The organism is Bradyrhizobium sp. CCGB01 (assembly GCF_024199795.1).
In the GTDB taxonomy this organism is placed as follows: Bacteria; Pseudomonadota; Alphaproteobacteria; order Rhizobiales; family Xanthobacteraceae; genus Bradyrhizobium.
The window spans coordinates 4,302,906-4,325,423 of record NZ_JANADK010000001.1 but is presented as its reverse complement, the minus strand read 5'-3'; the positions used below and the strand labels follow the sequence as shown (position 1 = coordinate 4,325,423).

Sequence of the window (22,518 nt, the reverse complement as noted above, 5' to 3'; positions counted from 1 at the left end):
CATCATAGGCCGCCGGCCTCACACCGGCAGCAATTTCATCAGGCGGCGGCCGCTTATTCCTCGCCGTCGAGCACGCGCTTCAAGCGCTCGCTATCGAGCGCGCCTTCCCATTTGGCAATCGCGATGGTCGCGACCGCGTTCCCGATCAGATTGGTCGGCGTCAGCCCCTGCGACATCAGGCGGTGAATGCCGAGCACCAGCGCGACGCTCGTCACCGGAATGGAGCCCGTGGCCGACAGCGTCGCCGCCAGCACGACGAAGGCAGCGCCCGCGATCCCGGCCGCGCCCTTGGAGGTCACGAGCAGGATCAGGAGCAGCTCGATCTGCTCGGCGAGCCCGAACGGCGTGTTGGTTGCCTGCGCCAAGAACACCGAGGCAGCCGCGAGATACAGACAGGTGCCGTCGAGATTGAAGGAATAGCCGGTCGGAATCACCAGCCCGACCACGCTCTTCTCGCAGCCCGCCTTCTCCAGCTTGGTCAGCATCCGCGGCAGCACCGTCTCGGACGACGTGGTGGCGATGCAGATCAGCAGCTCTTCCCAGATGTAGCGGATCAGCTTGAGCAGCGAGAAGCCGCAGAGCCGCGCCACCGGCCCCAGCGCTACGATGATGAAGATCAAGCAGGTCAGATAAAAGCCGCCGAGGAGCTTGCCGAGCGAAGCCAGCGAGCCCACGCCGAACTTGCCGACCGTAAAGGCGATCGCCCCGAACGCGCCGATCGGCGCCGCCCACATCACGAAGCCGACGACCGCGAACACCATCTTGGCGGCGATGTCGATCAGATGGACCAGCGGCGCGGCCCGTTCGCCGAGCTGCACCAGCGCAAAGCCGCACAGCACCGAGATGAACAGCACCTGGAGGATGTTGCCTTCCGCAAAGGCGCCGATGAAGGTCGCCGGCACGATGTTCATCAGGAACGGCACGAACCCGATGGCGCCGGTCTGCTTGACATAAGGCTCGATCGCGCTGGCATTGATGCTGGCGGGATCGATGTTCATGCCGACGCCGGGCTTGAGCAAATTCACCGCGATGAGACCGATGATCAGCGCGATCGTCGTCATGATCTCGAAATAGACGATCGCCTTGACGGCGACACGCCCGACGCGCGCCATGTCGGCCATGTGCGCGATACCGTGCACGACGGTGCAGAAGATGATCGGCGCGATCAGCATCCGGATCGCCTTGATGAAGGCGTCGCCGAGCGGCTGCATCTTGGCGCCCGCCTCGGGGCTGGCGATCCCAAGCGCGATGCCGGCCGCCATGGCGATGAGCACCTGGATCCAGAGCTCCTTCCACCAGGCCCGCCCGCGCGGCTTGTCGATCGCGAGCGACGTCATTCGTCAAATCCAAACAGGCGCGCGGGATTGTCGACCAGGATCTGCTGCTGGAACTCCGGCTCCGGCGCGAACAGCGGGATCAGATCGACGAGGTCGCCGTCGTTCGGCATCACCTTGACGTTGGGATGCGGCCAGTCGGTGCCCCAGATGACGCGGTCGGGCGCGGTCTCGACGATCTTTCGCGCGAACGGCACGGCGTCCGTGAACGGCGGGCCGCTCGAGGAGACCCGCTCCGAGCCACAGATCTTGACCCAGCACTTCTCGTCGCGCTGCATCAGCTCGATCAGGATCTTGAACGGCAACTGGTCGAGCCCTTCGGCTGCCTTCACCCGCCCCATATGGTCGATCGTATAGCTCAGCGGCAGCTTGGCCAGCATGTCGGCATATTCAGGCAGGTCGATCGCATCGAAATGCAGGTCGATGTGCCAGCCGAGCGGCGCCGCCATCGCGATGACGCGGTTGAACACGCTTTTGTCGGGGACGCCGCCAAGATGGCGGACGAAATTGAAACGGCAGCCGCGGAAACCGCCGTCATGCAGCACCTGGAGCCCGCGCTCGGTGATGGTGTCGTCGATATTGGCGACCGCGCGATAAGCACCGTTGCTCTGCGCAATGGCGTCGAGCGCCACCGTGTTATCGGTGCCGTGGACGCTGGCATTGACGATGACAGCGCGCTCCACGCCGAGCTTGGCATGCAGCACGCGGAAATCCTCCAGCGGCGCATCAGGCGGCGTGTAGGAACGGTCCGGCGCGTAGGGGTATTTCGCACCGGGCCCGAAGATGTGGCAATGCGCATCGCAGGACAGTTTTGGCAGCTTGAACTTCGGCGTGCGCGTGTTCGGATCGGGCGGCGGAATGGTGGGCGTGTACATCATATTCATCAGTTGAACTTGAACAGGCGTGCCGGATTGTCGACCAGCAGCTTCTGCCGGACTTTCTCATCCGGCGCGTAGAGGGGAATGAGGTCGACGAGATTGCCGTCATTCGGCATGATCTTGACGTTGGGATGCGGCCAGTCGGTGCCCCAGATGACGCGGTCAGGCGCATTGTCGATCAGCGCCTTCGCGAACGGCACGGCGTCGTGGAACGGCTTGCCCGCGCTGGAAGCGCGTTCGAGGCCGGTGATCTTCACCCAGCACTTCTCGTCCTTCTTCTGAAGATCGAGCAGCGCGGTGAAACCGGGATCGTCGAGCCCCTTCCCGGCCTGCACCGTGCCCATGTGATCGATCACGTAAGGCGTCGGCAGCGCAGCGAGGATCGGCGCGAATTCGGGGATCGTATCAGGCTCGAAATAGACGTCGATATGCCAGCCGAGCTCGGCGACCCGGTGCACGATGCGCTGGAACTTGGTCATGTCGCCGACGCCGCCGAGGCGCTTGAGGAAGGCGAAGCGGCAGCCGCAGATGCCGCCCTTGTCGAGTGCGGCAAGCTCTTTCTCGCTCATCTCGTCACTGACGTTGGCGATGCCCTTGTAGGCGCCTTCGCTCTGGGCGATGGCATCGGTGACGACGCGGTTGTCGGTGCCGTGCACGGTCGCATTCACGATCACGCAGCGCTCGACGCCGATCTTTTCATGCAGGCTGCGAAACGTCTCCAGCGGCGCGTCGGCCGTGTTGTAGGGGCGCTTTTCCGAAAACGGATAGCGGGACGCCGGCCCGAAGATGTGGGTATGGCTGTCGCAGGATTTCGGCGGCAGCTTGAACGATGGCACCTTCGGATTTGGGTCCGGCGGCGCGATCGTCGGAATCGCCTTCGGATCAGTGCCTTGCGCGCGCACCTCGCTCGTGAGCGCGGCACCGGCCAATCCGGTCAAGAGATGCAAGCACTCCCGCCTGTTCATTTCCTAAAGCACCCTGTCACATGGTCCGCTTGCGAGCGGAAGCGCGAGGCCGCGCCTTCACTCGGGCGGTTTCTTTCAAGTCTTGCTGCTGACGACAGTCCGCCGCCGTGCCGGTGCGGCCTGATCGAGCGCCGGCGCCTGGAACGCGGCCACGGTGGCTTGCACGAGTTGCTCGATGGCGCTGGCGGCATCGCTGCCGTCGGCCTCGCCGCGCGACAGGCGCGAGACGCGATCCGGGGTCACCAGCGAATAATAGAGTGCGCCGAGCAGGAAGTGGCTGCGCCAGACGATGTCGGTGCGCGGAATGTGCGGCAGGCTCTCGTGGATCGCATCGATGAAGGCATGGCTGGTGTCGTCAAAGGTCTGCGCGATGATTTTTCGCGCGACCTCGTTGCCCTCCGCGGACATCACGGCGCGCAGCCGCGTGAAGCGCGCTCCTCCACCGGCAAGATCGCTGCCCGAGGTAAAGGCCGGCACCACATAGGCGCGCACGACGGCTTCCAGGCGATCCTGGAGATCGCGCACGCGCCTGGCTGCGGCGAGCAGCTCGGAGCGGCGCAGATTCATCGGCCCGCAATGGCGCCGGTAGATCTCCAGCAGCAGGCCGTCCTTGGTCTTGAAATGATAGGTCACGCTGCCGGGATTGGCGCCGGCGGCTTGCGCGATATCGCGGACCGAGACGGCGTTGAAGCCGTTGGTGGCGAACAGCTCTTCGGCCGCGGCGAGGATCGCCTCGCGCATGTTCGGCTTGCGGGCCGTTTCCTTGCTGGTGGGCTTGCGTACCATGTGATTTGTACTATCGTACAAAAGATCAGGTCTCGTCAACAAAAACCATGGGCGGCGCCCCGGAACGGCCTGGAGACCGCCGGCAGGGACGCGAACGCCATCAAGGAGTGCTGGGAATGCTGGGTTTGAACAAGACAATCGGCGGTTTGCTGCTCGGTGCCGGTCTGCTGCTGGCGGGAGGCGCCGCGCAGGCTGCCGACAATTATCCGAGCAAGCCGGTTCACATCCTCGTGCCCTATGCCGCCGGCGGCGCAGTCGACGTGCTCGCGCGCACCCTGGGCCAGGCGCTGGCGAAGTCCTGGGGCCAGCAGCCCGTGATCGACAACCGTCCCGGCGCGGGCGGCATCGTCGCCTCGCAGGCACTGACGCAGGCCGCACCCGACGGCTACACGCTGATCCTGGTCGCGAGCGGCCATCCGCTCAACCAGTTCATCTATCCGAGCGTGCCCTACGACACGTTCAAGGATTTTACCGCAATCACCGAAGTCGCCTCCTCGCCGCTCGCGATCGTCGTGGCCAAGGACAGCCCGTACAAGACGCTCGGCGATCTCCTTGCGGCTGCCAAGAAGGACCCGGACAAGCTCTCCTACGGCATGTCCGGCAACGGCACCTCGGCACATCTCGCCGGCGAGCTGTTGAAGCACATGTCAGGCACCAAGATCGTCGCGATCCCCTACAAGGGCGGCGCACCGGCGCTGACCGCGGTGATCGCAGGCGAGATCCCGCTCAGCATCAATCCGCTCGCGGAGGCGATCGGCCAGCTCGAAGGCGGTCCGGTGCGCGCGCTCGCCGTGACCTCGGCCGAGCGCTCGAAGGCGCTGCCGAACGTTCCGACCGTCGCGGAATCAGGCGTCCCCGGCTACGACGTCTCGGTCTGGTGGGGCGTCCTCGGCCCGGCAAAAATGCCGCCGGAGATCGTCGCAAAGCTCGAAACCGATCTGAAGGCGGCGCTGCAGGATCCGAACGTGCTGTCGACGCTCGGGAAGATCGGGGCTGCTCCGCTCGGATCATCCTCCAAGGATTTCGACGCCTATATGCGCGCAGAAGCGACCAAATGGGAGCCGGTGCTGAAGGCCGCCGACATCCGCGCGCAGTGAGGCTCTCCACATGAGCACATCATCCGGACGCCTTACGCGCACCGCCCTGCTCGCGGCCGCGATCATCAGCCTGCTCGGTGCGCCTGCGCGTGCCGACGGCGAAGCAAAACTGCTGGCGCCGAGCGGCACGTTGCGCGTCGGCATCTATCCGGGCAGTCCGACCTCGATGGTGACAGATGCGGCCGGCAAGCCGCACGGCCTCGCCTATGATCTCGGCGGCGAACTCGCAAAACGGCTCGGCGTCGGCATTGACTATGTCCGGTTTCAGCGCGTCGCCGACATCGTCACCGCGATCCATGACGGCCAGGTCGATTTCACCGTGACCAACGCCACGCCGGCCCGCGCCAATGATGTGAGCTTCAGCCAGCCGGTGCTGGCGATCGAGCTCGGCTTCCTGGTGCCGGCGAACTCGCCGATCGGCAAGGTCGAGGATATCGACAAGGCGGGCATCAGGATCGGCGTCACCAAGGGCTCGACCTCCGAGCGCACGCTGCCGGCAAAATTCAGGAATGCGACCATCGTTCCCGCCGAAAGCGTCAAGGTCGTCATTGCGATGTTCGGCCGCGGCGAGATCGATCTCTACGCGACCAACAAGCCGACGCTGTTCGAGATGTCCGACCAGATGCCGGGCGCGAAGATCCTCGACGGCAATTGGGGCGCCGAGCACATGGCCATCGCGATCCCCAAGGGCCGCGAGGACGCCCTTCCCCTGCTCAACCGGTTCGTCACCGAGGAGCAGTCCTCCGGCGCGCTGGACACGATCCAGCAGCAGGCGGGCCTTCGCGGCGCGACCAAGGCGACGCGGGAATAGCGCACCTCGCGTGCGACGGCATCAATTGCGCGCGCTCGCCCTCATCTTCTCGGGCGCGGTGGATCGGTGCAGGAATTCGGTGTCGTCGCCGCCGCCCTGCGGGATCAGGATCGCGCGCTCGCGCGGCAGGGCTTCCGGCATCTCGTCGCGGATGAAGGCGATCAGCTTCTCCCGCATCTCGCAGCGCAGGTCCCATGATTGCGGCGCATTCCGCGCGCTGACCAACGCACGCAGCTCGATGGTGCGCGAATCCGCGTCGATCACCTGGAGATTGACCACCGCGCCGTCCCACAGCTTGGAGTCCTTCACCGCCCCCTCCAGCCAGCGCCGGATGCGCGGTACATCGGCGCGATAATCGACATGGAGCGCGATCACGCCGATCAGCGACGCGGTGTCGCGCGTCCAGTTCTGGAACGGCTTTTCGATGAAGTAGGACAGCGGCACCACCATGCGCCGCCAGTCCCAGAGCCGGATCACGACATAGGTCGCGGCGATGTCCTCGACCCAGCCCCACTCGTTCTCGATGATGACGGCATCCTCGATGCGGATCGGCTGCGTGATCGCGATCTGCACGCCGGCAATCAGATTGCTGAGCAGCGGCCGCGCGGCGAGACCGACGATGATACCGGCGGCTCCGGCTGAGGCGAACAGGCTGACGCCGTATTGCCTGACCGAGTCGAACGTCATCAGCGCGGTCGACACCGTGATGATGACGATGATGATGTCGGTGACGCGCTTGAACACGCGCACCTGCGTGACGTGTTTTCGCGCGACGAAGTTTTCCGTGACATCACGAAAGTTCTGCAGATAGCGCGCGGCGCTCATGTCGACGATCCGGATCGAGATCCAGCCGATCAGCGCGATGAAGGCCACGACGAACAGGCTTGTCAGGGGATTGCGAAACGCATTGTCCAGCGGAGCGAGCGGCAGGATCAGCGCGACAGCGGCGAGACACACCGCCAGCTGGGCCGGGCCGGATGTGCGCTCGATGAACACGCTCAGAAGTGGAAGCCGGGTTCCGAAGGCGCGGTTGAGCAGCCAGACCGCGAGCCGATAGAGCGACAACGCAATCAGGATCGCCCCGGCGACGAGGCCGAGACCGATGACCCATGACGGTATCCACCCGAACATCGTCTCGATGTCGGCCATGACGGCCTGCCAATTCATTGAAGTCCCCGCATTTAATTCACGTCTTCGCTCAACGCGTTCCCGTCAGCTTCGCTCCCTCACCCGGTGCAATGCAGCATTCCGCTGGTGCAACCGTCGCCGAATTGCGCTAATTTGAGTCACCGATGACTCGACGTACCGGCAGCGCTGATCTTCCTCTCCACACCGGACGGGTGCCGCCGTGGCTTGCGAGCCGCATGGCCTCGCTGGGCGCGATCGTCACGCAAGCGATCGTGCATCACTATGGGCGCGATGCGTTCATGCAGCGGCTGTCGCACCCGTTCTGGTTCCAGTCGTTCGGCGCCGTGATGGGGATGGACTGGCACTCCTCGGGGATCACGACCTCCGTGATCGGCGCGCTGAAGCGTGGGCTGGGCCCGCTGCAGGACGAGCTCGGCGTCTATGTCTGCGGCGGACGCGGACAGCATTCGCGCAAGACGCCGGACGAGCTGTTGCGGCTCGGCGACCGCGTCGGCTTCGACGGCGCAAAGCTCACCCGCGCCAGCCGCCTCGTGGCAAAGGTCGACAGCGCCGCGGTCCAGGACGGGTTTGACCTTTACTTGCACGGCTTCTTCGTCACGGCCGACGGCAAGTGGACGGTGGTGCAGCAGGGCATGAACGGCGACAAGCGGCAGGCCCGCCGCTATCACTGGCATTCGGAGGCGCTGAAGAGTTTTGTCGATACGCCGCACAGCGCGATCGACGGGCCGCAGCAGGGCGAGATCGTCAATCTCACCGACCATCGCGCCGATGTCTCGCGCACCGCGCAGCTCGAGCTGCTCTCCGATCTCGGCCCCGATCGCATCCTCACCGAATTCGAGCGGCTCATCGCCCCCGCGCCCGAGCCGGCGCAGGCCATGCTGCCGCACCTGATCATGCCCGCGCATCACGACGTCCGCCCCAAGGACGTGTTCGCACGCCGCCTGCACGGCACGCTGGCTGCCGCAGCCGAGCGCGGCCCGGTCGACTTCCCGGAGCTGCTGCTGACGCCAGGTGTCGGCGCCCGTACCGTGCGCTCGCTGGCGATGGTCGCCGAGGTCGTGCATGGCGCGCCCTATCGCTTCAACGACCCCGCGCGCTTCTCGCTCGCCCATGGCGGCAAGGACCGGCATCCCTACCCCGTCCCAATCAAGGTCTACGACGAGACCATCCGCGTTCTCAAGGGCGCGATTCAGAACGCAAAACTGGGACGCGAGGAAGAGATGCAGGCGATCAAGCGCCTCGACGACCAGGCGCGGCGCCTGGAGCGCACCGCGCGCGGGCCCTCGGTCGAGGCCTACATCGCCGGCGAGCGTGCCGCCTCACCCGATCTCGATGGCCGCTCCGTGTTCGGCTGGGAGCGCGATGTCGTCGCGTCGAGGAAGGCGACGGGCTCCTGAGCGCGGCTAATCTTCGGCCTCCTCATCGTCGGTGAGCCGGTTGGCCGAATGGTCCTGATATTGTTCGGTCTGGATGAATTTGCTGTCCATGCCGCGGATGTCGGAATGCTGTGCCTTGTCGCGGTTCGACAGGATCATGTTATCGCCGATCTTGTCCTTGGGAATGTCAGTCAACGCTCCGTTGCCGGCGCCCTTACCGTGCGCGCCTGAACCGATATGCGTCTTGCCTCCGTGGGGCATGGATTGCTCCATCATTTGTTGTCCACCTCTGGCCAACGCCGGCACCGCGGAATTTGTTTCGCAGTTGCATGACGGGAACGACGAGGTTCCTCAACTTGCGAGCAACTGCTCCGTCTCGCCTGACTGCCGTCTCTCACCGGCATCGGCAATCACGGGCAGTTTCGCGATCATGCGAATCCCCGGCCGCTTGCGCCAGTGAATCTCCGAAGCATCGACCGCAAGACCAAGCCTCGGCCAGCGCGTGAGCAGCGCCTGAAGCGCGCAAGTCGCCTCGATCCGCGCGAGCTGATGTCCGAGGCAGAAATGAATTCCCGTGCCGAAGGACATATGGCGGTTGGGCTTGCGCTCGAGATCAAGCTTCCCGGGCTGATCATGCACCGCCGGATCCATGTTCGCCGCCGCGAGCATGACCATGACACGATCGCCCTTCTTCAGCCGCACGCCGTCCAGCTCGACATCCCGCCGCACATAGCGCGGTTTTGAAAACTGCACCGGCGAGACGAAACGCAGGAATTCCTCCACCGCGAGCGAGGCGCGGCTCCAGTCCTCTTCCAGCCAGTCACGCAAGCCGGGATTTTTCAGCAGTTCGTAGACCGAGCCGCTGATCAGATGCGTCGTCGTCTCCGAACCCGCCGCCAGCAACAGGAACACCATCGCCACCATCTCGTCCGGCGTGATCTGCCCGCCCTCGCGCTCGACCTGGACCAGCTCGGCGATCAGGCCCTCGCCGCCCTGCTCGCGTGCGATCTGCAACTGGCCTTCCAGATAGCGCCGCATCTTGCGAAGCGCGAACAGCAGGCGAATGACGCTGAAGACATTCGTCAGCGAGGACATCGCATTGGCCCAGGCGATGAATCTCGGGCGATCGGCCATGGGCAGACCGAGAAGCTCCGAGATGACCGACAGCGGCAGGATGCGCGCATAGCGCTCGACGAGATCGGCCGGGCTTCCGCTCACGAATAGTTTTTCGGCGAGATCATCGGCAAGCGCGCGGATGCGCGGCTCCATCGCAACAATGGCGCGGCGGCGGAAGGCTTCGTCCACGATGCTGCGCAACCGCGTGTGATCCGGCTCGTCCATCGTCAGCATGTTGTTGGCGATGGTGGTGATGAGCTTTGGCATCCACCAGCGCAGACCCGCGACGTCGCCATCCTCCTTGCGCAGCGTGAAGGTCGCGCCGTCCTTCAGGACCTGCGCCGTGGCATCATGCGTCGTCGTGATCCAGACGTCGCCGACCAGCGGAAAACGCGTCGCGACCACCGGGCCTTGCGCGCGGAGCGCGGCGATGGCCTTGGGCGGATCGCGAAAGAAGGCCTCGCTGGTGAAATCGAGGCGCGATGTCATGGGATCACCGGAGTGGTTGGGGGCGCCTCAACCAGATGGGATACGGGGAGCGCCGCGCAAGGGGGCCGGAACCGCCTCCCTCGAAACGCCCCTATCCGCGTTCCGGCGAGCGGTGGCCGGTCTTCCGCTGTTGCTGGTTGGTATAGGAGTCCCAGTGGCTCCAGCTACCATTGCTAAGGCTTTGCATGTCGGTGCCGAGCGGACGACGCGTCCGCTTGTCGTGATCTGCGATCGTGCGCTCGGACTGCGCGATCTTGCGCTTGAGCTCTGCAACCACCTTCTGGGTCTCGCCGTTCCGCTTCGAGGAGGCGATCTCGCCCATCGTGAAGCGCGCGGTCTCGAGCGCCTTCAACTCGGCGCGGTTCTTCTTCAACTGAACCCGGTGCCAGGCGATGTTGCTGTCGCTGTCCGCAACCATGTGGGAACTCCGCTGATTCGTTCCCCCATAGTATCGCGCGCCGAATCGGCGCCGCAACGGGCGCCAGGCGGCGAAAATACGGTCTTATTGGGCAGGAATTCCGAACCTACCGCTCGGCAAAGGCCTTTTCGACCACGAATTGGGCCGGCTCGCCATGATTGCCCTCGATGAAGCCCCGCTCGCCAAGGAGCACGCGGGTGTCCGCGACCAGCGCGGGGCTGCCGCAGATCATGACGCGGTCATGGGCGGCTTCCAGCATCGGCAGGCCGATATCGGCGAACAGCTTGCCCGAGGTGATGAGGTCGGTGATGCGGCCGCGGTTGCGGAAGGGATCGCGCGTCACGGTCGGATAGTAGATCAGCTGGTTGCTGATGTACTCGCCGATCAGCTCGTCCTTCGGCAGCGTCTCGGTGATCATCTCGCCATAGGCGAGCTCCTTCACGTGCCGGCAGCCATGCAGCAGCACGACCTTCTCGAACCGCTCGTAGGTCTCGGGGTCCTTGATCACGCTCAGGAACGGCGCGAGACCGGTGCCGGTGCCGATGAGGTAGAGGTTGCGCCCCTCCTCCAGATTGTCGATCACCAGCGTGCCGGTGGCCTTGCGGCTGACGATGATCTCGTCGCCTTCCTTGAGGTGCTGGAGGCGCGAGGTCAGCGGACCGTCAGGCACCTTGATCGAGAAGAACTCCAGCGTCTCCTCGTAATTGGCGCTGGCGACGCTGTAGGCACGCAGCAGCGGCTTCTCGCCGACCTTGAGCCCGATCATGGTGAACTCGCCGTTGCGGAAGCGGAAGGTCGGGCTGCGGGTGGTCTTGAAAGAGAACAGCGTGTCGGTCCAGTGGTGGACGCTCAAAACGCTTTCCTGATTGAAATTGCTCATCTCACCTTCCCTGTCGCTTCCAATGCGGTTCCGAGGCGGGCAGCTATGCGTCGTTTGTACACGATCATTCGTATACTAATGAATAATCCTGCTTGATCCCGCGGTCAAGGCTGCCCAAGATCGAAAGCGTTGCAGTTAGGAATAAGGAGCCCCTTCCATGGCGCATGACGCCCCCCAGGCCACCGGACCCTCGAAGCTGGTGATCCGGAATATCGGCCTGATCCTGTCCGGCGCTCTGGAAAAGCCGATCCTGGACGGCGACACCATCGTCGCCGAGAACGGCAAGATCACCGGCATCGGCCGCTTCAAGGACCTCAACACCGAAGCCGCGACCACCATCGTCGAGGCCAACGGCACCACGGTCGCACCGGGCCTGATCGACAGCCATGTCCACCCCGTTGCGGGCGACTGGACGCCGCGGCAGAACCAGATCGGCTGGATCGACAGCAATCTGCATGGCGGCGTCACCACCATGATCTCCGCCGGCGAAGTTCACATGCCCGGCCGCCCGCGCGACGTCGTCGGGCTGAAGGCGATGGCGATCTTCGCCCAGCGCGCCTTCTGGAATCTGCGCCCGGGCGGCGTGAAGGTTCACGCCGGCGCGCCGGTGATCGAATGCGAGATGGTCGAGGAGGACTTCAAGGAATTGGCCGCGGCCGGCGTCAAGCTGCTCGGCGAGGTCGGCCTCGGTGGCGTCAAGGACGGCCCGACGGCACGCAAGATGGTCGGCTGGGCGCGCAAATACGGCATCCAGAGCACGATCCACACCGGCGGCCCCTCGATCCCCGGCTCCGGCCTGATCGACAAGGACGTGGTGCTGGAGGCCGACACCGACGTGGTCGGCCACATCAACGGCGGCCATACCGCGCTGCCCGACGACCAGATCCGCTGCATTTGCGAGGGCTGCAAGCGCGGCCTCGAGATCGTGCACAACGGCAATGAGCGCTCGGCCTTGTTCACGCTGCGCATTGCGCGCGAGATGAACGACCTGCACCGTGTCATCCTCGGCACCGACGCGCCCGCCGGCTCCGGCGTGCAGCCGCTCGGCATCCTGCGCATGGTCTCGATGCTATCCTCGCTCGGCGAGTTGCCGGCCGAGCTCGCGTTCTGCCTTGCCACCGGCAACACTGCGCGGATGCGGCAGCTCGACTGCGGCCTGATCGAGGTCGGCCGCTCCGCCGATTTCGTCATCATGGACAAGGCGCAGCACTCGCCCGGTAAGACCATCCTGGAGAGCGTCCAGCTCGGCGACCTCCCCGGGATCGGCATGACCATCATCGACGGCATCGTGCGCACCCAGCGCAGCCGCAACACCCCGCCGGCCGGCAGGGTGCCGGAAGTGGTGGCGAAGTGACGCGGCCGGAGCGGCTTGCCGCTCCGCATCGGCCCTCGACAGCATTGAACAAGTCTGCCGCCTGCTGCGTCTAACGCAGGCAGCCCTCGGCGGCGGCAGTTCATTGCTGGACCATCGAGGCAGACATGAAGAGTTCGCTGCGGATTGCCGCCGGGATTGCCGGCGCGGTGGCAGGCTTCATCGGCACGATCGGGCTGCTCGAGCTGACCGGCTTTGGCAATCGCGCGGACCCGATCACGACGGGCCTGCTTGCAGTGTTCGTCATCGCGCCCTGCGGCGCGATTGCCGGCCTGGTGCTCGCGACCAAGCTGACGACACGCAAGGACGCCAATGCCGGCAGCCTCACCCGCAATAGCCTGAAGTCGCTCGGCATCGTCGCCCTCCTCTGCGTCGCCGGCGCCGTCACTTACCTTCTCTACGCCTATGCGACGGCCACGCCCTGGCTCAACCGGAACGGCAGCAATCCCCTGCTCGTGTTCGAAGTCCGCTTTCCGGCAGGAGTAACGGTGCCAACGTCAGCACAGGGCATCACCATCGAATTGCAGACCGACCTCAACACCATGCCGGGCGAAGTCACGCCGGCCGGCTTCTATCGCGATGGCGACCAGCCAGTCATCGCAGGCGAGGTCGAATTGGCGTTCCGCACCTCGCACCGGCAACTCGCCGTCAACATCCAGGGGCAGCCGAGCCGGATCTACCCGATCGATTTGACGGCCTGGGCGCCGCATACCCCGGAGTTCGGAACGTGGCGGCGGCTCGCCGACGGCAGCGAAATCCGCTACCGCGCCAAATGGCCGGGAAAGACGTAAGCGCAGAAGATCAGCGCGACTTTGCGATCTCACAACGAACATAGGCCTGCCGCTTGGCCTGCCCGACCGGACCATTGTCCATGATAAGCTTGCCGTCCGCCGCGATAGACACCCGGGGATTGGAGCGAAACTTCTCGCCCTCGCCTTCGCAAGCCAGCCGCATTTTCCAGCCGAGCCTCCCGTCAGCGGCGATCTCGCTGGCGCGGCACCGCGTCTCGTACCAATAGAGGCGATTGCCGCCTTCGATGCTCATCCGGTTGGCGCTATCCTGGTCGCGGCAATCCTTTTTGGTCGACGCCCAGAAGCCTTCGTAAGGCTGCGCCGCCCAAGCGGGAGCGCATTCGCCCGCGAGCGCGGCACCAAGACTCAAAACCATCGCAACCCGCGGCGCCGCTTTCATGCCGCAAAACCTCGATGAAATCTTCATCGAAGTTAGTCGCCCGATACTGCAGCATGTTCAACAGGTCTCGTAGGGTGGGCAAAGCGAAGCGTGCCCACCATTGCCCCTGCGGGAGGGTCAACGACGGTGGGCGGGGCGCAAACGCGCCTTTGCCCACCCTACGGCACCAACTTCACCGCAGCTTGTTCAACAGCGCCATCAGCATCTCGCGCTCCCGGGGCTCGAGCGGCGCCAGCGTCTCGCGGGTGATTGCGAGCGCATTCGGCGCGACCTTTTCCGCAAGCTGCTGACCAGCGCGCGTGAGGCTCACCAGCAGCCGCCGCCCGTCCTCGGGATCCTGGCTGGTCTCGGTCAACCCGCGCGCAGTCAGGCGGTCGATGACGCCCTTGATGGTCGCGACATCCATCGCCGTCAGTCGCCCGAGCTGGTTCTGCGAGCACGGCCCGGTCTCTGCGAGCTTCGACAATGCCGCCCATTGGGTCGGCGTCAGGTTGGTGCCGATATCGCGCGAGAAAATCGAGCTGTGGCGTTGCCAGACCTGGCGCAGGATAAAGCCGACCTGCTCATCGAGCACGTAGGACGGCTTGTAAGACGATTTCGCCAGCTTGACGCTTTTCTTGGCCGCGACGCTTCTCGCCATCCGCTCCCCGCCCCTCACAACGACAGATGCGCGTCGCGGATGTCCGGACGCGCGTCGAGCTCGGCCATGGTTCCGCCGAAGCAGATGCGGCCGCGCTCGATGATATAGGCGCGATCGGAGATCAGCCGCGCAAAGTGCAAATTCTGCTCGGAGACGACGATGCTGACGCCTTCCTGCTTCATGGTCAGGATGGCATCGACCATCTGCTCCACGATTTTTGGCGACAGGCCTTCCGACGGTTCATCGAGCAAAACCAGCGACGGATTGCCCATCAGCGTGCGGGCGATCGTCAGCATCTGCTGCTCGCCGCCGCTCATGCGGCCGCCCGGACGATTTTTCATCTCGCCCAGGTTTGGAAACAGCGCAAACAGCTTGTCGCGCGTCCAGTATGGCGCGTTCGGACGCTTCGGCTGGCGGCCGACTTCGAGATTCTCTTCCACCGTCAGATCGGTGAAGATGCGGCGCTCCTCCGGCACATAGCCGAGGCCTTCGCGCACGATCTCGTGCGTCGGGCGCACCGAGACGTCCTTGCCCTCGAACGTGATGCGGCCGGTTCGCTGCGCGACCAAGCCGACGATCGAGCGGAACGTCGTCGACTTGCCCGCGCCGTTGCGCCCGAGCAGCGCCACCACCTCGCCCTCGCCGACCTCGAAACCGATGTCGAACAGGATATGCGCCGGGCCGTAATGGCTGTTGAGCCCCTCGACGGTCAACTTCATGGCGAGGCTCCCTCGCGGTGGCGGGAATCGTAGACGAGGCCCTCGCCAAGATAGACCGCCTGCACCTGCGGGTTGCCGCGCACCTCGGCGGGCGAGCCCTCGGCGATCAATGTCCCTCGATTCAGCACGATGATACGGTCGGCATGCTCGAACACCACGTCCATGTCGTGCTCGGTGAAGAGCACGCCGATCGATTTTTCGCGCGCGATCTGCGCCGTCAGCCGCATCAGATCGACGCGCTCGCGCGGTGCCATGCCGGCGGTCGGCTCGTCCATCAGCAGCAGCCTTGGCTGGTTGGCGAGCGCAACCGCAAGCTCGAGCCGCTTGAGGTCGCCATAGGCAAGCTCGCCGCAGGGACGATCCGCATAGCCGCCCATGCCGACCAGCTCGAGCAGCCGGCCGGCCTCGCCGCGGTCGAACTTCGGCGCCGAGCCGAAGAGATTGAACAGCTGCTTCCCGTGCGAGATCAGCGCGACCTGCACGTTCTCGCGCACGGTCATGGTGGCGAAGGTCGCGGTGATCTGGAAGGTGCGCCCGACGCCGAGCCGCCAGATCTCGCGCGGCTTCTTGCCAGTGGTCTCTTCGCCCAGCAGGCGAACATGACCGTAGTCGGGCTTGTTCTGGCCATTGAGCATGTCGAAGCAGGTGCTCTTGCCCGCGCCGTTCGGACCGATCAGCGCCAGAATTTCGCCGGCGCGTAGCGAGAACGAGACGCCGCGCACGGCATGGATGCCGCCATAGGATTTGGTCAGGCCTTCGACCGCGAGAAGTGGGGGTGCGACGCTCATTCGGCTGACTCGATCGGCTTGGCAAGCAAGGAGGATCCCGGCGGTGATGCCTTCCTGCGGCGCTGCGCCAGCATCTCCAGCGTGCCGACGATGCCCTTGGGGAAAACGACCACGATCAGAACGATGAAGCCGCCGAGCACGAGCTTCGACAGGTCGGTCTGGCTGACCAGCCAGATGTTCAAGGCCTTGTAGACGATGGCGCCGATCACCGCGCCCGACACCGTCTCGACGCCGCCGAGCAGCACCATCACCAGCGCATCGACCGAGAGCGAGATGCCGAGATTGTCGGGGAAGACGCTGCCCTTGAGGTAGGCGAACAGCGCGCCGCCGATACCGGCCGTCGTGCCTGCGATCACGAAGGCGGTCCACTGGATGCGCTTGGCATTGATGCCGACCGCCTCGCTGCGCAGAAGCGAATCGCGCGTGGCCCTGAGTGCATAGCCGAACGGCGAGAACACCATGGCCCGCAGCGCGATCGTGACGAGCGCCGCAACGCCGAGCGCCAGCCAGTAGAAATGCGACGGGCTCGCCGCCCAGCTTGAAGGCCAGACGCCGAGTATGCCGTTGTCGCCGCCTGTCACGCTCACCCACTGGAACGCGATCGACCAGACGATCTGCGCAAAGGCGAGCGTCAGCATCGCGAAATAGACGCCGGAGAGCTGCACCGCGAAGAAGCCGAACACGGCGGCGCCCATGCAGCCCAGCAGCGGCCCGAGCAGCAGGCACACGATCATCGGCAGCCCCGCCATCTTGGCGAGGAAGGCGACACCGTAGGCGCCGAGACCGAAATAGGCGGCATGCCCGAAGGACGCGAGCCCGCCGACGGACATCAGGAAATGCAGGCTGACGGCGAAGATCACGAAGATCGCGATCTCCGAACCGACCGTGAGAACGTAGTTGCCGGCGAACAGCGGCAGTGTCGCCGCGATGACGAGCGCCGCTAGCGCCGCCAGCCGCTCGTTCGACGTCAGCGGCCGCCAGGGATTGACGGAGAGACCCGGCGTCTTGCGCGCGGCCGCCTCCGGCTTGCCGAACAGGCCCCAGGGCCGGACAATCAACACCACCGCCATCACCAGGAAGACCAGGATGATGGAAATCTTCGGGAAGATCAGGATGCCGAAGGCGTTGAGCTCGGAGACCAGCACCGCCGCGACGAAGGCGCCGACGATGCTGCCGAGGCCGCCGATCACGACGACGACGAAGACCTCCACGATGATGCGCAGATCCATGGCGTGGTGCACGGCATCGCGCGGAATCTGGAGTGCGCCGCCGAGTGCGGCCAGGAAGACACCGACCGCAAACACGGATGTGAACAGCCATTTCTGGTTGACGCCGAGCGCTGCGACCATGTCGCGGTCCTGCGTCGCCGCGCGTACAAGCACGCCCCAGCGCGTGCGCTGGAACAGCAGCCAGAGGATGCCGAGCACGACCGGTCCGAGCACGATCAGGAACAGATCGTAGCTCGGAATGTTCTGGCCGAAGAAATCGATGGCGCCCTTGAAGCCCGGCGCGCGACGGCCGACGAGATCGTCGGGGCCCCAGATCAGCACGACGAGGTCCTCGACCATCAAGGTCAGGCCGAAGGTCGCAAGCAGCTGGAACAGCTCGGGCGCGTGATAGATGCGGCGGAGCAGCACCATCTCGACGATCACGCCGATCAACGCCACGGCAAACGCGGCCATGACGATCGCGCCCCAGAAGCCGAGCGCACCCGAGAGACGCTCGGTGAGCGTGAAGGCGATGTAGGCGCCGATCATGTAGAAGGCGCCATGCGCGAAATTCACGATCCGCGTCACGCCAAAGATGATCGACAGGCCCGACGCCACCAGGAACAGCGACGCTGCGCTGGCGAGACCGGTCAGAAACTGTACGACATAAAAGGCCATCGGCGGTCCGGGTTAAACGTAAGTCTCAGTACGTGGCTTCATCCTTCGAGACGGCGCTACGCGCCTCCTCAGGATGAGGTCCGGGACCCTCATGGTGAGGAGCGCGGCGACGCCGCGCATCTCGAACCATGCAGGCCCCGGTCTCTCGATGCATCAATCCTTCGGACGCAGCTTATCGACTTCGGCGTCGCTGGGCAGATAGTCCGAGCCCTTCTTGTAGGTGGAATCCACCATCACGCCCTTGCCGTCCTTCTGCGCGGTCTTGCCGACATAGGCACCGAGCGTCGACTGGTGGTCGATCTTGCGGAAGGTGATCTCACCGAACGGCGACGGCATCGACAGCCCCTCCGTGGCGGCAATCAGCTTCTCCGGATCGGTCGAGCCGGCCTTGGCGAGGATCGCGGCGGCCGCCTTGATGGTCTGGTAGCCGACGATCGAGCCCAGGCGCGGATAATCGTTGTACTTGGCCTGGTAGGCCTTCAGGAACGCGTCATGCTCGGGCGTCTTGATCGAGTACCAGGGGTAGCCGGTGACGATCCAGCCCTCGGGCGTCTCGTCCTTGAGCGGATCGAGATATTCCGGCTCGCCGGTCAGGAACGAGACCACCTCGCGTCCCTTGAACAGGCCACGGGTGTTGCCTTCACGCACGAGCTTCACGAGGTCGGCGCCGAAGGTGACGTTGAGGATCGCTTCGGGATTGGCGGCGGCAACCGCCTGCACCACCGGGCCCGCGTCGATCTTGCCCTGCGGCGGCCATTGCTCGTCGACCCACTGGATGTCGGGGCGCTTCTCCGACATCAGCTTCTTGAACACCGCGACCGCGGACTGGCCATATTCATAGTTCGGCGCGATGGTCGCCCAGCGCTTGGCCGGCAGCTTGCTGGCGGCTTCCACCAGCATCGCAGCCTGCATGTAGTTCGAAGGCCGCAGGCGGAACGTGTATTTGTTGCCCTTCGACCAGGTGATGGCGTCCGTCAGCGGCTCGGCCGCGAGGAAGAACACCTTCTTCTGGTTGGCGAAGTCGCTGACGGCAAGGCCAATGTTCGACAGGAACGTGCCCGTCAGCATCGCCACGCCCTCGCTCGACACCAGCTCGTTGGCCGCGGTCTGCGCATCCGCCGGCTTGCCGCCGTCGTCCTTGGAGATGACGACGAGCTTCTTGCCGTTGATGCCGCCGGCCGCGTTGATCTCCTCGACCGCGAGCTGCCAGCCCTTGCGATAGGGCTCGGTGAACGCCGGCAACAGCGAATAGCTGTTGATCTCGCCGATCTTGATGTCCTGCGCCATGGCCGAATGAGCCATGCCGCCCGCCAGAAGCGCGAAGGCCGCGCCGACGAAGTAACTTCTTGCTCGCATCCCAACCTCCAGTTTTGAACGTCTATGTCTCGACCATGATCCGGGAAGCCGTGCCCGCCTCCCCCGGATCATGCCTCATCTCAAACCGTCTTCGCCCTTCACTTCCGCAACCGTCAGCCCGCCGACGCGCGGCAAGGGGCGCCCGCTGTCGGTGACGGCGACCGCGACCATGATCTCGTTGGCGCGCGGCGCGTCGTTGATCTGCACTTCCATGCCGTCGAAATGACTGCGCACGAAGGCCGCGTCCTTGTGACCGAGCGGAATGTCCAGCGTCGTGCCGGGACCGCTGCGCTTCTTGGACGACGGAATCAGCGCCGCGCCCTTGCTCAGCACTTTGCGCACCGGCGCGCCCATCTTCGGGTGCAGGATCGCAGCCGCATGTTCCAGCTCGCCGTTCTCGCCGACGGCGGCAGCCTTGCCATAGCTCTGCGCTTTCGAACCGTCGATGCCGAGCGCGGCCACCGCGCGCTTCGACAAGAGCTCGCCGAGCTCCTCACCGATCGCGATCAGCGGCGACAGGTCCTCGACATATTGACCGGCAAAGGGATTTTCGATCACGGCGATCGCCGCCGCGCGCCGGGTCGGCGGCGAGACCTGGCGGCCCATCTCCATCTGCGTCTCTTCGACGACGGTGACGATCTTGCGGATGATCGCGCTCATGTTTCGCTTCCCTGTTCAGGCAACCGCGTTCTCCAGCACGAGCGGGCGCGACCGTTGCTCTTCTATATCCTTAGGTCCGATGACAAGCATATCACCACAAAGCCTGAGCATGGCACCCTCGATCAATCCGCGATCGAACAATTGCCGTGCACATTCCGCGCCAGATTCCAGCGCGGCGGCGATCTCGTTCTGCGACAATGCCCCGACGTCGCAAGTGACAAGGCGCGCGCCGAGATCGCTGTCGGGCTGAAGCTCGTTCGCGGGTTGCCGCGTGATGGCAGGATGCCCGGGCAGATCGACGGCATTGGCGATGACAGTCGCCGCCGCGTCGGCTTGCGATGCCGTCGCTGCCAGCACCGTCACTGCATCGGCGATGCCGAGCGAAAAGCTGCGGCCATGGCGACCGCTGGTCGCGATACCGCGTACCGGATCGCCCGAATCGACCCTCATCGCCCGCATCACACCGTGACGATCAGGGCGATCCATCAGACCGACCGAAAAGTGTTCGCCTTCTCCGAGATGGAGTGCGATGTCGCCGCCATTGTTGACATAGGCCTGATCAAGCGTCGCAGCGGCCAGCATGGCGCGAAGAATCTCCTCCGCCACACTGCCGGCAACCGCCGCCATCGGCGTGATGAAGCAATCAACCGCATAAGGCGCGACGGCGGCGTGCATCCGACGCGCCACCACGCCCTTCAGCGACGTTCGCGCCTTGGCGCCCGACCGCAACTCCGGCAGTTCCGCGCAGAGTTCGTCCAGCAACCCGGTGAACCGGCGTGCCGCAGCCTCATAGGCCGCACGCACCGCGCCCGTACGCCCCCTCGCCTCAACGATCAGATCAATCGGTCCATCCTGCAAATGCAGCCGCCGGCCATCAGACAGCAATGCGATTTGCGGGAGCCTTGTCATGCCCGCGGTCCCGGGATCGGGTTCTGCCAGGGCAACTGGCGAACGTCTTCGCCGTTCTGCACCTCGGAGAGCGGTTTGACGTAATCCATGTGGCCGCCGAGCGCGGCGTAGTCCGACAGCTTCATCGTGAACTCGATCGGCGCGACCAGCGCCGGGGTCGGAACATAGCCGAACGCGCCTGAAGGCATCTGCGTCACATCGACCATGTAGGTGATGCCGCCCCCCGGCCAGACATAGACCGGCGCACCGCCGCTGGTGACGCGCGTCAGCGCGTCCTTCACCGAGCGCGTCAGCCGCACCGGGTTGTCGGTGACACCCGCGCGCAGCGAGCCGCCGGCGCCAGCCATGAACAGCACCGTGCACAAGGCCGGCTCGCAATTCTCCTGGATGCGCTCGACCGAGAATTTCAGATCATCAGGCATCTCGGTCTCGACCGGCTTCAAGGCCTCGTCGAGCACATAGTAAGAGGAATGCTCGCCGGTCGTGGACACCATCAGCATCGACAGGCCCGCCTTGGCTTCCTTGGCGTCGAACGGCCCGAGGATCGACAGCGGATCGGAAATATTGGTGCCGCCCCAGCCGGTGCCGGGATCGGCGACCTGGAAATAGCGGCCCGGCGTCGAGCGGCGGCCCTTCATCTTGATGCCGGTGTCGGCGATGTCGAGCAGCTTGCCGGCCTGGTGCTCCGAGAGCACGCCGGTGATGTGGTCGTCGACGACGACGACCTCGTCGACCTTGCCGTGCCATTGCTTGGCGAACATGCCGATCGTCGCCGAGCCGCAGCCGACCCGCATGCGCTCTTCTTTCATGCCGTTGACGATCGGCGGCTGGCCGGCCTGCACCACCACGCTCGCGCCGCCGTCGATGGTGAGCTCCACCGCCTTGCAATTGGCGAGGTCCATCAGCGTGTCGCAGGTGACGCGCCCCTCCTTCTTGGAGCCGCCGGTGAGATGATGCACGCCGCCCAGCGACAGCATCTGCGAGCCATATTCGCTGGTCGTGACGTGCCCAACCGCCTCGCCTTGCGCGCGAACGGTCGCGGTCTCCGGTCCGAGATAGCGGTCGGTGTCGATCTTCACCTTGATGCCGCAATAGGAAAAGATGCCCTCGGTGACCACGGTCACCATGTCGACGCCATCGACCTCCGCGGAGACGATGAACGGCGCCGGCTTGTAGTCGGGATAGGTCGTGCCCGCGCCGATCGCGGTGACGAAGGTCGAGGGTTCGTGGACGATCTTGCCGTCCCAGTCTTCGGTGCGGCTGAACGGCACCAGCTGGCCGCCATGCGAGACGGTACGCTCCAGGATCACATGCGGGTCGACGCGAACGAGCTTGCCGTCGTGATTGGCGTAGCGATCGCACGCGCCCGCCGCGCCCGGCTTGATGTAGCACATCACCGGACAGGCATCGCAGCGGATCTTGTCGATGGCAGCGCTCGTTGTTTCCATCACCATGCCAGAGCCAGCGAGACCTGCGGTTATCATTCGTATACGAACGATGTTGCGCGCCGTCCGGAAGACTGTCAAGCGGCGGTGCGGCGCAAAAGATGCGGCTGCCGCATAAAACCTCATTTGCCTATCCGCTTTGTCCACAAAGAGGGCAGCCGCGCTGCAGTGCGGCATGCACGGCTTGCACGTTTGTGTACAAACGGTATCGTCGCGACGTAGAATTTCGCGTGGGGCTTGGAATTTTTACGCG

General features: G+C 64.9%; 23 protein-coding genes. 5 read left to right on the top strand and 18 right to left on the bottom strand.

The features are described from left to right. Positions 1-53 precede the first annotated feature (53 nt). The 4 genes from dctA to NLM25_RS19670 form a co-directional block, all read right to left on the bottom strand. Positions 54-1,337, bottom strand: a complete 1,284-nt coding sequence (dctA, locus tag NLM25_RS19685; protein WP_254138043.1) for a C4-dicarboxylate transporter DctA — start codon at positions 1,335-1,337, stop codon at positions 54-56. Then, positions 1,334-2,218 carry an amidohydrolase gene (locus NLM25_RS19680; protein ID WP_254138042.1) on the bottom strand — a complete coding sequence of 295 codons (885 nt, stop codon included), beginning with the start codon at positions 2,216-2,218 and terminating at the stop codon, positions 1,334-1,336. Before NLM25_RS19680 ends, dctA begins: the two co-directional genes overlap by 4 nt. Continuing rightward, positions 2,218-3,177, bottom strand: a complete 960-nt coding sequence (locus tag NLM25_RS19675) for an amidohydrolase (protein ID WP_254138041.1) — start codon at positions 3,175-3,177, stop codon at positions 2,218-2,220. Before NLM25_RS19675 ends, NLM25_RS19680 begins: the two co-directional genes overlap by 1 nt. 75 nt (positions 3,178-3,252) lie before the next feature. Continuing rightward, positions 3,253-3,963 carry a TetR/AcrR family transcriptional regulator gene (locus NLM25_RS19670; protein ID WP_254138040.1) on the bottom strand — a complete coding sequence of 237 codons (711 nt, stop codon included), beginning with the start codon at positions 3,961-3,963 and terminating at the stop codon, positions 3,253-3,255. A gap of 116 nt (positions 3,964-4,079) precedes the next feature. Here NLM25_RS19670 and NLM25_RS19665 point away from each other — a divergent pair, with 116 nt between their 5' ends. After that, entirely contained in the window at positions 4,080-5,060 is a 981-nt protein-coding gene (locus NLM25_RS19665; protein ID WP_254138039.1) for a tripartite tricarboxylate transporter substrate binding protein, read from the top strand. 10 nt (positions 5,061-5,070) lie between these two features. After that, entirely contained in the window at positions 5,071-5,871 is an 801-nt protein-coding gene (locus tag NLM25_RS19660) for an ABC transporter substrate-binding protein (protein WP_254138038.1), read from the top strand. Positions 5,872-5,892: 21 nt separating this feature from the next. Here the strand turns inward: NLM25_RS19660 and NLM25_RS19655 are convergent, their stop codons facing one another. Next, positions 5,893-7,038, bottom strand: a complete 1,146-nt coding sequence (locus tag NLM25_RS19655; RefSeq protein ID WP_254138037.1) for a mechanosensitive ion channel family protein — start codon at positions 7,036-7,038, stop codon at positions 5,893-5,895. Between the two features lie 125 nt (positions 7,039-7,163). Between NLM25_RS19655 and NLM25_RS19650 the strand changes: the two genes are divergently transcribed. After that, positions 7,164-8,417 (top strand): DUF763 domain-containing protein, encoded by a 1,254-nt coding sequence (locus tag NLM25_RS19650; protein ID WP_254138036.1) that lies wholly within the window; start codon positions 7,164-7,166, stop codon positions 8,415-8,417. A 6-nt stretch (positions 8,418-8,423) separates the two neighbouring features. Here the strand turns inward: NLM25_RS19650 and NLM25_RS19645 are convergent, their stop codons facing one another. The 4 genes from NLM25_RS19645 to NLM25_RS19630 form a co-directional block, all read right to left on the bottom strand. Beyond that, complete coding sequence (locus NLM25_RS19645) at positions 8,424-8,657, bottom strand: hypothetical protein (protein WP_254124285.1); 234 nt, start codon at positions 8,655-8,657, stop codon at positions 8,424-8,426. Positions 8,658-8,747: 90 nt separating this feature from the next. Beyond that, complete coding sequence (locus tag NLM25_RS19640) at positions 8,748-10,001, bottom strand: cytochrome P450 (protein ID WP_254138035.1); 1,254 nt, start codon at positions 9,999-10,001, stop codon at positions 8,748-8,750. A 91-nt stretch (positions 10,002-10,092) separates the two neighbouring features. After that, positions 10,093-10,419: a hypothetical protein gene (locus NLM25_RS19635; protein WP_254138034.1), complete on the bottom strand. Its 327-nt coding sequence runs from the start codon at positions 10,417-10,419 to the stop codon at positions 10,093-10,095. Positions 10,420-10,525: 106 nt separating this feature from the next. Then, complete coding sequence (locus NLM25_RS19630) at positions 10,526-11,299, bottom strand: ferredoxin--NADP reductase (protein ID WP_254118485.1); 774 nt, start codon at positions 11,297-11,299, stop codon at positions 10,526-10,528. Positions 11,300-11,456: 157 nt separating this feature from the next. Here NLM25_RS19630 and NLM25_RS19625 point away from each other — a divergent pair, with 157 nt between their 5' ends. Together NLM25_RS19625 and NLM25_RS19620 are read left to right on the top strand one after the other, a co-directional pair. Then, on the top strand, positions 11,457-12,653 hold the full coding sequence (locus NLM25_RS19625; RefSeq protein ID WP_254138033.1) for an amidohydrolase family protein: 1,197 nt from the start codon (positions 11,457-11,459) through the stop codon (positions 12,651-12,653). A 125-nt stretch (positions 12,654-12,778) separates the two neighbouring features. Further along, a complete protein-coding gene (locus NLM25_RS19620) occupies positions 12,779-13,462 on the top strand; it encodes a hypothetical protein (RefSeq protein ID WP_254138032.1) in 684 nt (227 codons plus the stop codon). Positions 13,463-13,472: 10 nt separating this feature from the next. Here NLM25_RS19620 and NLM25_RS19615 read toward each other — a convergent pair whose 3' ends face one another. The 9 genes from NLM25_RS19615 to NLM25_RS19575 form a co-directional block, all read right to left on the bottom strand. After that, complete coding sequence (locus NLM25_RS19615) at positions 13,473-13,862, bottom strand: hypothetical protein (protein ID WP_254138031.1); 390 nt, start codon at positions 13,860-13,862, stop codon at positions 13,473-13,475. Between the two features lie 172 nt (positions 13,863-14,034). Then, a complete protein-coding gene (locus NLM25_RS19610) occupies positions 14,035-14,502 on the bottom strand; it encodes a MarR family winged helix-turn-helix transcriptional regulator (protein WP_254118481.1) in 468 nt (155 codons plus the stop codon). 14 nt (positions 14,503-14,516) lie between these two features. Continuing rightward, complete coding sequence (locus NLM25_RS19605) at positions 14,517-15,221, bottom strand: ABC transporter ATP-binding protein (RefSeq protein ID WP_254138030.1); 705 nt, start codon at positions 15,219-15,221, stop codon at positions 14,517-14,519. Then, entirely contained in the window at positions 15,218-16,009 is a 792-nt protein-coding gene (locus NLM25_RS19600; RefSeq protein WP_254138029.1) for an ABC transporter ATP-binding protein, read from the bottom strand. The genes NLM25_RS19605 and NLM25_RS19600 overlap by 4 nt, the downstream gene beginning before the upstream one ends. Further along, entirely contained in the window at positions 16,006-17,895 is a 1,890-nt protein-coding gene (locus tag NLM25_RS19595) for an ABC transporter permease (RefSeq protein WP_254118478.1), read from the bottom strand. Before NLM25_RS19595 ends, NLM25_RS19600 begins: the two co-directional genes overlap by 4 nt. 153 nt (positions 17,896-18,048) lie before the next feature. Beyond that, positions 18,049-19,251, bottom strand: coding sequence for an ABC transporter substrate-binding protein (locus tag NLM25_RS19590; RefSeq protein ID WP_254138028.1), 1,203 nt, complete (start codon positions 19,249-19,251; stop codon positions 18,049-18,051). Between the two features lie 75 nt (positions 19,252-19,326). After that, complete coding sequence (locus NLM25_RS19585) at positions 19,327-19,911, bottom strand: amino acid synthesis family protein (protein ID WP_254118476.1); 585 nt, start codon at positions 19,909-19,911, stop codon at positions 19,327-19,329. A 15-nt stretch (positions 19,912-19,926) separates the two neighbouring features. Continuing rightward, positions 19,927-20,820, bottom strand: a complete 894-nt coding sequence (locus NLM25_RS19580; RefSeq protein WP_254138027.1) for a UPF0280 family protein — start codon at positions 20,818-20,820, stop codon at positions 19,927-19,929. Further along, on the bottom strand, positions 20,817-22,274 hold the full coding sequence (locus NLM25_RS19575; RefSeq protein WP_254138026.1) for a 6-hydroxynicotinate reductase: 1,458 nt from the start codon (positions 22,272-22,274) through the stop codon (positions 20,817-20,819). The genes NLM25_RS19580 and NLM25_RS19575 overlap by 4 nt, the downstream gene beginning before the upstream one ends. Between the last annotated feature and the right edge of the window lie 244 nt (positions 22,275-22,518).

Excerpts from the sequence above, each read along its gene's own strand:
- dctA (WP_254138043.1), bottom strand. The coding sequence starts at position 1,337 with ATGACGTCGCTCGCGATCGACAAGCCGCGCGGGCGGGCCTGGTGGAAG.
- NLM25_RS19680 (WP_254138042.1), bottom strand. The coding sequence starts at position 2,218 with ATGAATATGATGTACACGCCCACCATTCCGCCGCCCGATCCGAACACG.
- NLM25_RS19675 (WP_254138041.1), bottom strand. The coding sequence starts at position 3,177 with ATGAACAGGCGGGAGTGCTTGCATCTCTTGACCGGATTGGCCGGTGCC.
- NLM25_RS19670 (WP_254138040.1), bottom strand. The coding sequence starts at position 3,963 with ATGGTACGCAAGCCCACCAGCAAGGAAACGGCCCGCAAGCCGAACATG.
- NLM25_RS19665 (WP_254138039.1), top strand. The coding sequence starts at position 4,080 with ATGCTGGGTTTGAACAAGACAATCGGCGGTTTGCTGCTCGGTGCCGGT.
- NLM25_RS19660 (WP_254138038.1), top strand. The coding sequence starts at position 5,071 with ATGAGCACATCATCCGGACGCCTTACGCGCACCGCCCTGCTCGCGGCC.
- NLM25_RS19655 (WP_254138037.1), bottom strand. The coding sequence starts at position 7,038 with ATGAATTGGCAGGCCGTCATGGCCGACATCGAGACGATGTTCGGGTGG.
- NLM25_RS19650 (WP_254138036.1), top strand. The coding sequence starts at position 7,164 with ATGACTCGACGTACCGGCAGCGCTGATCTTCCTCTCCACACCGGACGG.
- NLM25_RS19645 (WP_254124285.1), bottom strand. The coding sequence starts at position 8,657 with ATGCCCCACGGAGGCAAGACGCATATCGGTTCAGGCGCGCACGGTAAG.
- NLM25_RS19640 (WP_254138035.1), bottom strand. The coding sequence starts at position 10,001 with ATGACATCGCGCCTCGATTTCACCAGCGAGGCCTTCTTTCGCGATCCG.
- NLM25_RS19635 (WP_254138034.1), bottom strand. The coding sequence starts at position 10,419 with ATGGTTGCGGACAGCGACAGCAACATCGCCTGGCACCGGGTTCAGTTG.
- NLM25_RS19630 (WP_254118485.1), bottom strand. The coding sequence starts at position 11,299 with ATGAGCAATTTCAATCAGGAAAGCGTTTTGAGCGTCCACCACTGGACC.
- NLM25_RS19625 (WP_254138033.1), top strand. The coding sequence starts at position 11,457 with ATGGCGCATGACGCCCCCCAGGCCACCGGACCCTCGAAGCTGGTGATC.
- NLM25_RS19620 (WP_254138032.1), top strand. The coding sequence starts at position 12,779 with ATGAAGAGTTCGCTGCGGATTGCCGCCGGGATTGCCGGCGCGGTGGCA.
- NLM25_RS19615 (WP_254138031.1), bottom strand. The coding sequence starts at position 13,862 with ATGAAAGCGGCGCCGCGGGTTGCGATGGTTTTGAGTCTTGGTGCCGCG.
- NLM25_RS19610 (WP_254118481.1), bottom strand. The coding sequence starts at position 14,502 with ATGGCGAGAAGCGTCGCGGCCAAGAAAAGCGTCAAGCTGGCGAAATCG.
- NLM25_RS19605 (WP_254138030.1), bottom strand. The coding sequence starts at position 15,221 with ATGAAGTTGACCGTCGAGGGGCTCAACAGCCATTACGGCCCGGCGCAT.
- NLM25_RS19600 (WP_254138029.1), bottom strand. The coding sequence starts at position 16,009 with ATGAGCGTCGCACCCCCACTTCTCGCGGTCGAAGGCCTGACCAAATCC.
- NLM25_RS19595 (WP_254118478.1), bottom strand. The coding sequence starts at position 17,895 with ATGGCCTTTTATGTCGTACAGTTTCTGACCGGTCTCGCCAGCGCAGCG.
- NLM25_RS19590 (WP_254138028.1), bottom strand. The coding sequence starts at position 19,251 with ATGCGAGCAAGAAGTTACTTCGTCGGCGCGGCCTTCGCGCTTCTGGCG.
- NLM25_RS19585 (WP_254118476.1), bottom strand. The coding sequence starts at position 19,911 with ATGAGCGCGATCATCCGCAAGATCGTCACCGTCGTCGAAGAGACGCAG.
- NLM25_RS19580 (WP_254138027.1), bottom strand. The coding sequence starts at position 20,820 with ATGACAAGGCTCCCGCAAATCGCATTGCTGTCTGATGGCCGGCGGCTG.
- NLM25_RS19575 (WP_254138026.1), bottom strand. The coding sequence starts at position 22,274 with ATGGTGATGGAAACAACGAGCGCTGCCATCGACAAGATCCGCTGCGAT.